A 7921-nucleotide genomic window follows, 5' to 3' on the forward strand; every position below is an offset into this window, starting at 1 on the left:
CGCGTGAATTTGGCGGCAAGCCGGTTAACAATCTGGGTTATCGGCTGGCGACGCACGCCTGGGGACAAGGCCTGGCAACGGAGTTTACGCGCACCATGGTGCGTTATGGCTTTGAAGAGTGCGGTTTAGAAGTGATAGACGCCGCGGTGCGGCCAGACCATCTCGCCTCACAGCGCGTACTGGAAAAAGCGGGATTTGCGGTGAACGGACACGTTTATGATGTGCCCGATGCGCCCGCCAGCCTGACCTTCCAAATCACGCTGGCTGAGTGGCGCGCCGCTCAGGGCACGCCGAAGTAGCGTAACGCCGCTGTCATCAGGGCCGCGCCGATAATAACGGCAATAAGCGGCGCCTTACGCCAGGCGAGAAAAACAGCGAAAGCGACGCCCAGCACGCGCGCCATGCCGGCAAAATGCTGGCCTTCAAACAGCGTGCTGGTCGACGCCACCGCCAGCAACAGTATCGTCGCCGCATCCGACAGCATGGTTTGCGTCCGTTCGGCGATCGGCAGCCGGTTGCCGAGCTTAACGCCTGCCAGACGGATCAGATAAGTCCCCGACGCCAGCAGCGCGATGCCCGCAATAATCATCGCCTGATGACTCATTTGCGCATCCTCCACGTCAGTAATCCCAGCAGCGAAAAGAGCACCGGCATACCCGCCGGAACGAAAGGCGTTGCCGCTATCGACAGCAGCGCGCCGCCTGTCGCCGGGATCAGCGTCCGGCGTTGACGCAGCGCCGGGAAGATCAGCGCAATCAAAATAGCCGGAAAAACGGCGTCAAGGCCGATGGCGGAAACATCGGGGATAAACTGACCGATGGCGGCCCCGGTAATAACCGTGAACGGCCAGATCAATGCAATACCGAGACCGCACAGCCAGAATGCAGCCCGGCGCTGCGCCAGCGTTGACTGAGAAATGCCAAACACCACGCTTTCGTCATTCATAATGTGGCAGCCGAACAGACCGCGCGCGCCTGACCCCACCAGATCTTTGACCGCTATGCCGAACGGCAGGTGGCGCGCATTCACCAGCAGCCCCGCCAGCGCGGCGGTGATGGGACTGCCGCCCCCCGCCACAATGCCGATAAAGAGAAATTCCGAAGCGCCCGCCATTACCAGCGTTGACAGCGCCACAGGCACCCAGAGCGGAAACCCGTCAGCGCTGGCCAGCGAGCCGTAGGATAAGCCGACAATGCCATCGGCCAGGCAGACCAGAATAATGGCTTTAATCACTTCCCGGCTTAAGGGGATGCGACGCATCTGCATAACAAATCCTTCTTATAACGAACGAATTTTCCATTATAATGAACGCTACAGAATCGTTTTACAATGCGAACGATTCGTTCGATTAAGAAAACAGGAGTGAGCGTGACCCCGATCACAATTATCGCCAATAGCCTGGTGCGTGAGCGTCAGCGCGCCGGACTTTCCCTGGCTGAAGTCGCCCGGCGCGCCGGTATTGCAAAATCTACGCTTTCCCAGCTGGAAGCAGGCAATGGCAATCCCGGCATAGAAACGCTCTGGGCGCTGTGCGTCGCGCTGAATATTCCGTTTGCGCGCCTGATGGAGCCGGAAGAGAAACGAATGCAGGTTATTCGCCGCGGCGAAGGGCCGACTGTTACGGCGGAGCTGGCGGACTACCAGGCCGTACTGCTGGCGACCTGCCCACCCGGCGCGCGGCGCGATATCTATCTGTTAAACACGCAGCCTGGCAGCGAGCGTAGCTCACAGCCGCACTCGCCAGGCACCATCGAACATCTGATCGTTACGCAGGGTCGCGCGCTGGTCGGGCCAAAAACGTCGCCCGTCGAGCTGCACCCGGGCGATTACATCTGTTACGCCGGCGATGAAGAGCATATCTTTCGCGCGCTGGAGCCGGATACGCTGGCGGTGCTGGTAATGGAGCACAGCTGAGCCATCACTTTTTCCTCTGACCCGCGCTGCTGCCGGTAGGCTGTTGCAGGTGTAATATGGCGTAATCACGGTCGATTTCGAGGATGCTATGCACATCATTCCCGCCACAGCCCACCATGTTCCCGCTATTCAGCGTATTTATGCCTGGCATGTTCTCCACGGCAGCGCCACCTTTGAAACCGAGCCGCCAGACGTTGAAGAGATGCAAAACCGGTTAAGCGCGCTGCTGAAAAAAGGCGGGATCTGGCTGGTGGCGCTGGAAAAGCATCAGGTGATTGGGTACTGCTATCTTGCGCCCTATCGGCCGCGTTACGCCTACCGTTTTACGCTGGAAGATTCTATTTATCTCGATCCTGAATGCACCGGTCGCGGCGCAGGCCGCGCGCTTCTGACGGAGGCGATCCGTCTCGCCGAAGCGCGCGGGTTTCGTCAGATCGTTGCCGTTATCGCCGGTAACAGCAACCAGGCGTCGATTGGGCTGCATCGCGCGCTTGGTTTTCGCGAAACCGGCGTGCTAAAAGCGGTAGGATTCAAGCATGGCCGCTGGCTGGATACTCACTTTATGCAGCGGGAGCTTGGTGAAGGCAGCAATACTTCACCGGAATAATCCTGCCCTGAATAAAATAAAGGCCGCCATTGCTGGCGGCCTTTAAATTCTTTTATAACTGCAAATCTGCGCTGGCGCTTTTTTATGAATTCGCCGTTACGGCTTTCATTGCCGGACGCTGTGGCAACAGCCAGAGAAAAGCAATGATAACCAGCGTCAAAGTCAGTGAGGCGCTATAGCGGCTCAGCGCAAGTCCACCCGATGCGATGGGCTTATCCAGAAAATCGCCCACCACCGCGCCCAGTGGACGGGTCAAGATAAAGGCGGCCCAGAAGAGTGCAGTACGTGAAAGTGAAGTAAAGCGGCTGGCGGCCCAGATAATGGTCAGCGCGCCAACAAACAGCAGGATACCGCCGTCATAGCCAAGGCCTTCGCTGTCTGCGGTCCAGTCACCTAATGCAGTACCCAGCGTTTGTGAGAACATAATGGTGACCCAGTAAAAGATTTCCGTTACGCCATTGTTCACCGAACTCACCGCGATGGTGCCGCAGGCAATGCGCCAGATAAACAGAGAGAGCACCAGTAGCGTACTCAACAGCAGCGTACCGCCAAGATAACCTATCCCTAATGAGCGATCGGCGAAATCCGCCAGCGTGGTACCAACGGTGGTAGTGGCAACCACAGTAAACCAGTAGATCCATTTATTAAACGTGTGGCTTTTAATCTGCACCACGACAGCGACTAAAAAGATGATGGCGAAAATCAGGGTACCGGTAAGGTAACCTAGATTCATCGACATGGTCACCGCATCGCCGCCGGTTTCACCCAGCGTAGTCGCAGCGATTTTGATTAACCAGAAAGTAAGGGTAACAGCCGGGACTTTACTCATGGACAAAGAGTATGTGTTGTTATTTTGCATAGGGTAGGCTCCGGAAAAGCCCGAAATGGGCTAACGCAGAACTCACATTATCGGAATATTCTTAAGTGAAGATTAAGCAGGATGAATGTATTGAAGAAATTTGCCAGTAAGCTCCGCCGTTTAGCGCGGGCGCTCTATATTAAAGCCACAGCAGGTAAAGCGCCTTAGTTCTGCTTGTTCTGGTAAAGATCCCAGCGGTTGCCGTAGAGGTCATTAAATACAACGACCGTACCGTACTCCTCTTCGCGTGGCTCCTGGCAAAACTCAACTCCTTTTGCTTTCATCGCATTGTAGTCGCGCCAGAAGTCATCAGTCTGGAGAAACAGAAATACTCGCCCGCCACACTGGTTACCGATAAAGCTTTCCTGTCTCTCGTTTGAGGCGCGGGCCAAAAGAATGTTGCAGTCGCTTGTCGGGTTTGGTGTAACCACTACCCAGCGTTTCCCTGGCTGCGGCGTATCCTCAACGAGAGTAAATCCCAGCTTGTCCGTGTAATACTCAATAGCCCGATCATAATCATCAACTACTACGGCCACATATCCCATGCATCGTTTCTGCGTTCTCATCTTCTGCTCCGCCAGGTTTCAGGTATAGCTATTAAGATATTCCCTTTTATCACAAAAGGACCTTAGTCACTGTCTATTACCTCACTGAAGCAATAGCGAAAATGACAATTCAATATGTCTGGAAGAATAATCGCATTTTTCCCATTCAGAGAATTATTCTTCTATTTTTAAACATATCGCTAAAAATAAGAGAAAATCACATGCGCCTCTATATGCTTTACCTTGGTGTTATGCAGCCGGGTGATATACCTGTACCCGGTTATTTGATTCAGACAGATGACGGAATAAATGTCCTGGTTGATACTGGCTGGCCACGTTCCTTTGTAGATACGCCAGTAAATCTGCCCGGCCTTACAGTTGAAATCAAGCCTGAAGATACCGTCACTGCCCGCCTTCAGGCTATCGGCGTGAGGCCATTCGATATCAGTTACCTCGTATGTACTCATCTCGATGAGGACCATTCTGGCAATCATGATTTATTCTGCAATGCAGAACTCATCATTCAGAAGAAGCATTACGAGCTGGCCAAAAGTGGGCATCCCCGTTTTAAAGCGAATCGGGAATCCTGGGACCATCCAGCCCTCAAATATCGTCTGATTGAGGGAGATTATGAGCTTTTACCGGGGGTTGTATTAATTGAAACCAACGGGCATGTTCCCGGTCATCAATCTCTTCTGGTGCGACTTCCTGAAACAGGAACCGTTTTACTTGCCGCCGACGCTGTTATGCATCATTCAATGGCAGATGCAGCTACAAGACAGATATATATTACTGATATGGATGATGAGCCGGGCATCAGAAGGAGCACGCAGAAAATTGCAGACCTGGCTAAACGCGAAAATGCAGCGATCGTCGTTTATGGGCATGATACTGAACAGTGGGCCTCGCTGCGTCTTTCCCCGGCTTTTTACGAGTAGCTTTTATGCTATGAACCGCTGTATGCTTATTGAAACACGCTATATTTGCGATATCCGCTTCATGTAATAGTCAGTATGACACTAATGAATAGTCAGCTTTAAGCGAAAAGGGAACATTGAATGAGATTAAAGCTGTAAGAAAATGCAGACCTATAGGGCGAGTCATGCTGAAATTTAGGTTTATATAAATATCAAGAATTAGTATTTAAGCTTTTTTAAGGGAGATATATGCGCACTCGCCCATCATCTCGATTGATCATTCTTTCACCTGAAAATCACGTCTTGCTCTTTAGGTTCTGTCATAAAGATGATGCTCTGAGAGGAAAAACATACTGGGCAACCCCTGGTGGCGGGCTTGAACCCCATGAGACTTTTGAGCAGGCTGCTTTACGCGAACTGCTGGAAGAAACCGGACTGCAAAGGCATGCAGCTGGAATGTCAGTAGCATCCCGTACTTTCACCATGATGCTGCCTGATGGGGACACTGTGCTTGCTGAAGAGCGTTTCTTTATCGTTCGCGCAAATAAAACAGACATTAATCGCTCAGGGTGGAGTGAGAATGAAAAGGCAGTCATTCAAAGTTATCATTGGTGGACACTGGAAGAACTCAGGCATACTAACGAAACTATCTTTCCACATGATTTGATCATCGACATTCTTGCAGGTGAATTACCGTCCCCTCTCGATATTTGATACTCTGTAATGCTTTTAACGACCTGTGTGGTCACGAAGCGGCTGAAAGCGCTTTTTGCTTAAGGTGGAATCAGGATTTTTCAGGCTCTAAATAACCGAGCGAGAATTATAATTCCGCCCATCATCATTGATCCCAAGCGACTCAACTCTCTGAATAGTGCGCTGAAAAGTTTTGCAGTCAGGCATCCGTTACTCTGGATGGGCTTAAAGGATAACAAGGAGGTAACATGCTGAATCCTGGATTTGTCACCCGAAAGCCGCTTGCTTAATGGCAGGATATTTCTGTTTTTTTGCCTTAGTTCCAGTTCCATGAAAAACATCAGGCTGCCATTAACACTGTCTGCCCTGAAAGGATCCTGCCGTTAGTTGCAAAATTCGACCTTCAGCAGGGCGCTATTATTTGCTATCTGCGCAGCAGACGTTGCAGCCTCTTTTGCTGCCACTTGCTAGTCAGTCCTCTAAACAAAAATGTCCTTATGCCGCGCACCATAATCAATGCAAACCAGACAGCAGCCACCCATAAAGACCAGTCGCTGGCGGGAGACGTAAAGCGGTTAAGCATGAACAGCAGCAGGCAGACGACAAGCGCCGTCATCACCGAGCGGTAAAACCGGCCCTCCTCAGCGACTCTGCTTTTCATTTCGATAATTCGCTGATCGAGCGCTTTATCCCCAACATTTTCCGGGCTGGAAAGCTCCGCAACGGTTACGTCAAACACCGCGGCTAAGGCGCTCAGCGTTTCCAGACCGGGTCGTTCGCCGTTCTCGATACGCTGCACAGTACGTGTACTCAGGCCTGACACTTCGGCAAGCTGTTCCTGCGACCAGGCCCGTTGAAGGCGCAGCGCTCTGACTTTATTAATATCACTCATTTTCTCATCTCCGAGTAGTAAGTTGTCAGTGAACAATGCTACCGAGGGCAGCCCGCCTCACCACGATCAAAACCCGACAGCAACCAGACACCGACATGACACCAGCGCGGCAGGCTTTAACTTCATTCTCATACGGCGGCTCTATAGAACAATTCGGTTCATCACCGTTGTCAGACAACGGGACAATGTGATGTATCGCATAACTCAGGAATAAAGAGGCAGTTGCAGATTTCACAGCCGTTTTATAATGCAGTCTTTATTAAAGATCGCGAGCTAATCAGCCGATAAACTTACATTAATACTCCTGACCTTGAATGCTCAAAGATAATTTCTCGCTTATTACTGACCTTCGCGTAACGGAACATCTCCTGCCGAAGCATCAGCCAGGTTTACGGGAACGGCAATTACGGCGCGTGGAGGTCTGTAATGACGAGTATTGAGCGCGTTGAGTATCGTCAGCAAACATCGGAGCCGACCACCATGAACACAGCGATCACACCTACCTTTTCCGCTGTTTGGTCAACGGACGCTCAGGGTATTTGCATCGCCAGTCAGGAAAGTCCGGCTGGCCTGTTGCCCGCGCTGAAAGGCGTGACGCTAAGTGCATGGCTGAAATTCGCCCAGGCTGATGATGATGCAAAGATCGCGCTGCAACTTACTACGGCACTTGAATGCGTGACGCCTTTTCATATTGAAGTGCCGATCCATTGTCTGGACGGGACAACGCGGCGTGTGATTGTTTCTGGCCTGCCGGATTGTCAGTCCAGTGCTTCTCACCTGCAATATAACGGCTTTATTCTTGATATAACCGGTCAGCGCAAAGCGCTTGAAGATGCGCTACGTACGGCGGCGGAATACCGTCTGTTGATAGAAAACAGCACCGATCTGATCGCCCATTGCGACGCGGACGGCAGGTACGTGTCGATCTCCCCTTCTTATAGCGAAATGATCGGCTGGTCAGCCGATGAGATGATAGGACAGCTGGTGGTGGATTTCCTGCATCCCGACGACCGCGCGCCCGCCACGGAGGCGCTGTTACACATCTTTAACGGCGGCGAGCTGCCGGACGTGGTTGAGGTGCGCAAGCAGCATCGTGACGGCCACTACATTACGCTGGGCACCAAAGCCTGCGGCGTCAGCGACCCTTCTACAGGCAATAATATTGGTGCAGTGCTGGTTTCGCGCGATATTACCCGCGACAAAGAGAGAATGCAGAGGCTCGAAAAACTGGCAACTCGCGACACTTTGACCGGGTTGCCTAATCGGGCGTGGATCAACGACCAGGTGGGTTACATGCTCGCCCAGGGCGAAGACCTGGCCTATACGGCAGTGCTGTTTATCGACCTTAATGGGTTCAAGGCAGTCAATGATTCGATGGGTCACGCAGCAGGAGATCTCTTACTACAGCAGGTAAGCGAACGGCTACAACGCTGTATGCGCCCGGGCGACTCGGTGGCACGCCTGGGTGGCGACGAGTTTGTAGTAGGCGCGAAG

Annotated in this window: 11 protein-coding genes; 6 read left to right on the forward strand and 5 right to left on the reverse strand. The window is 52.3% G+C overall.

The window, feature by feature from the left end:
- Positions 1-299, forward strand: a 299-nt coding sequence (locus B3797_RS03365; protein ID WP_311790377.1) for a GNAT family N-acetyltransferase, incomplete at its 5' end; no start/stop codon positions are given.
- Here the strand turns inward: B3797_RS03365 and B3797_RS03370 are convergent.
- Both B3797_RS03370 and B3797_RS03375 read right to left on the reverse strand, forming a co-directional pair.
- Positions 281-604: an AzlD domain-containing protein gene (locus B3797_RS03370; RefSeq protein WP_311783441.1), complete on the reverse strand. Its 324-nt coding sequence runs from the start codon at positions 602-604 to the stop codon at positions 281-283. The genes B3797_RS03365 and B3797_RS03370 overlap by 19 nt on opposite strands.
- A complete protein-coding gene (locus B3797_RS03375) occupies positions 601-1266 on the reverse strand; it encodes an AzlC family ABC transporter permease (protein ID WP_311783442.1) in 666 nt (221 codons plus the stop codon). Before B3797_RS03375 ends, B3797_RS03370 begins: the two co-directional genes overlap by 4 nt.
- 102 nt (positions 1267-1368) lie before the next feature.
- Between B3797_RS03375 and B3797_RS03380 the strand changes: the two genes are divergently transcribed.
- Both B3797_RS03380 and B3797_RS03385 read left to right on the forward strand, forming a co-directional pair.
- Positions 1369-1914 (forward strand): helix-turn-helix domain-containing protein, encoded by a 546-nt coding sequence (locus B3797_RS03380; RefSeq protein ID WP_409373274.1) that lies wholly within the window; start codon positions 1369-1371, stop codon positions 1912-1914.
- Positions 1915-2002: 88 nt separating this feature from the next.
- On the forward strand, positions 2003-2521 hold the full coding sequence (locus tag B3797_RS03385; RefSeq protein ID WP_311790378.1) for an N-acetyltransferase family protein: 519 nt from the start codon (positions 2003-2005) through the stop codon (positions 2519-2521).
- Positions 2522-2603: 82 nt separating this feature from the next.
- On the opposite strand, the gene B3797_RS03390 is transcribed toward B3797_RS03385, so the two are convergent.
- Both B3797_RS03390 and B3797_RS03395 read right to left on the reverse strand, forming a co-directional pair.
- Complete coding sequence (locus tag B3797_RS03390) at positions 2604-3380, reverse strand: hypothetical protein (RefSeq protein WP_311790379.1); 777 nt, start codon at positions 3378-3380, stop codon at positions 2604-2606.
- A 164-nt stretch (positions 3381-3544) separates the two neighbouring features.
- A complete protein-coding gene (locus tag B3797_RS03395; protein WP_311790380.1) occupies positions 3545-3946 on the reverse strand; it encodes a VOC family protein in 402 nt (133 codons plus the stop codon).
- A gap of 101 nt (positions 3947-4047) precedes the next feature.
- Between B3797_RS03395 and B3797_RS03400 the strand changes: the two genes are divergently transcribed.
- The gene (locus tag B3797_RS03400) at positions 4048-4863 is read left to right on the forward strand and encodes an N-acyl homoserine lactonase family protein (RefSeq protein ID WP_311790381.1); all 816 of its coding nucleotides are present in this window, start codon (positions 4048-4050) and stop codon (positions 4861-4863) included.
- 228 nt (positions 4864-5091) lie between these two features.
- On the forward strand, positions 5092-5556 hold the full coding sequence (locus tag B3797_RS03405; protein WP_311790382.1) for an NUDIX hydrolase: 465 nt from the start codon (positions 5092-5094) through the stop codon (positions 5554-5556).
- 403 nt (positions 5557-5959) lie between these two features.
- On the opposite strand, the gene B3797_RS03410 is transcribed toward B3797_RS03405, so the two are convergent.
- The gene (locus B3797_RS03410) at positions 5960-6427 is read right to left on the reverse strand and encodes a helix-turn-helix domain-containing protein (protein ID WP_311790384.1); all 468 of its coding nucleotides are present in this window, start codon (positions 6425-6427) and stop codon (positions 5960-5962) included.
- Between the two features lie 480 nt (positions 6428-6907).
- Here B3797_RS03410 and B3797_RS03415 point away from each other — a divergent pair.
- Positions 6908-7921, forward strand: a 1014-nt coding sequence (locus B3797_RS03415; RefSeq protein ID WP_311790385.1) for a diguanylate cyclase domain-containing protein, incomplete at its 3' end; no start/stop codon positions are given.

The organism is Pantoea sp. UBA5923, assembly GCF_002431095.1.
Taxonomy (GTDB): domain Bacteria; phylum Pseudomonadota; class Gammaproteobacteria; order Enterobacterales; family Enterobacteriaceae; genus Pantoea; species Pantoea piersonii.

Bases quoted from the DNA above. Each gene is read 5' to 3' on its own strand.
- B3797_RS03370 (WP_311783441.1), bottom strand. From the start codon at position 604: ATGAGTCATCAGGCGATGATTATTGCGGGCATCGCGCTGCTGGCGTCG.
- B3797_RS03375 (WP_311783442.1), bottom strand. From the start codon at position 1,266: ATGCAGATGCGTCGCATCCCCTTAAGCCGGGAAGTGATTAAAGCCATT.
- B3797_RS03385 (WP_311790378.1), top strand. From the start codon at position 2,003: ATGCACATCATTCCCGCCACAGCCCACCATGTTCCCGCTATTCAGCGT.
- B3797_RS03390 (WP_311790379.1), bottom strand. From the start codon at position 3,380: ATGCAAAATAACAACACATACTCTTTGTCCATGAGTAAAGTCCCGGCT.
- B3797_RS03395 (WP_311790380.1), bottom strand. From the start codon at position 3,946: ATGAGAACGCAGAAACGATGCATGGGATATGTGGCCGTAGTAGTTGAT.
- B3797_RS03400 (WP_311790381.1), top strand. From the start codon at position 4,048: ATGACAATTCAATATGTCTGGAAGAATAATCGCATTTTTCCCATTCAG.
- B3797_RS03405 (WP_311790382.1), top strand. From the start codon at position 5,092: ATGCGCACTCGCCCATCATCTCGATTGATCATTCTTTCACCTGAAAAT.
- B3797_RS03410 (WP_311790384.1), bottom strand. From the start codon at position 6,427: ATGAGTGATATTAATAAAGTCAGAGCGCTGCGCCTTCAACGGGCCTGG.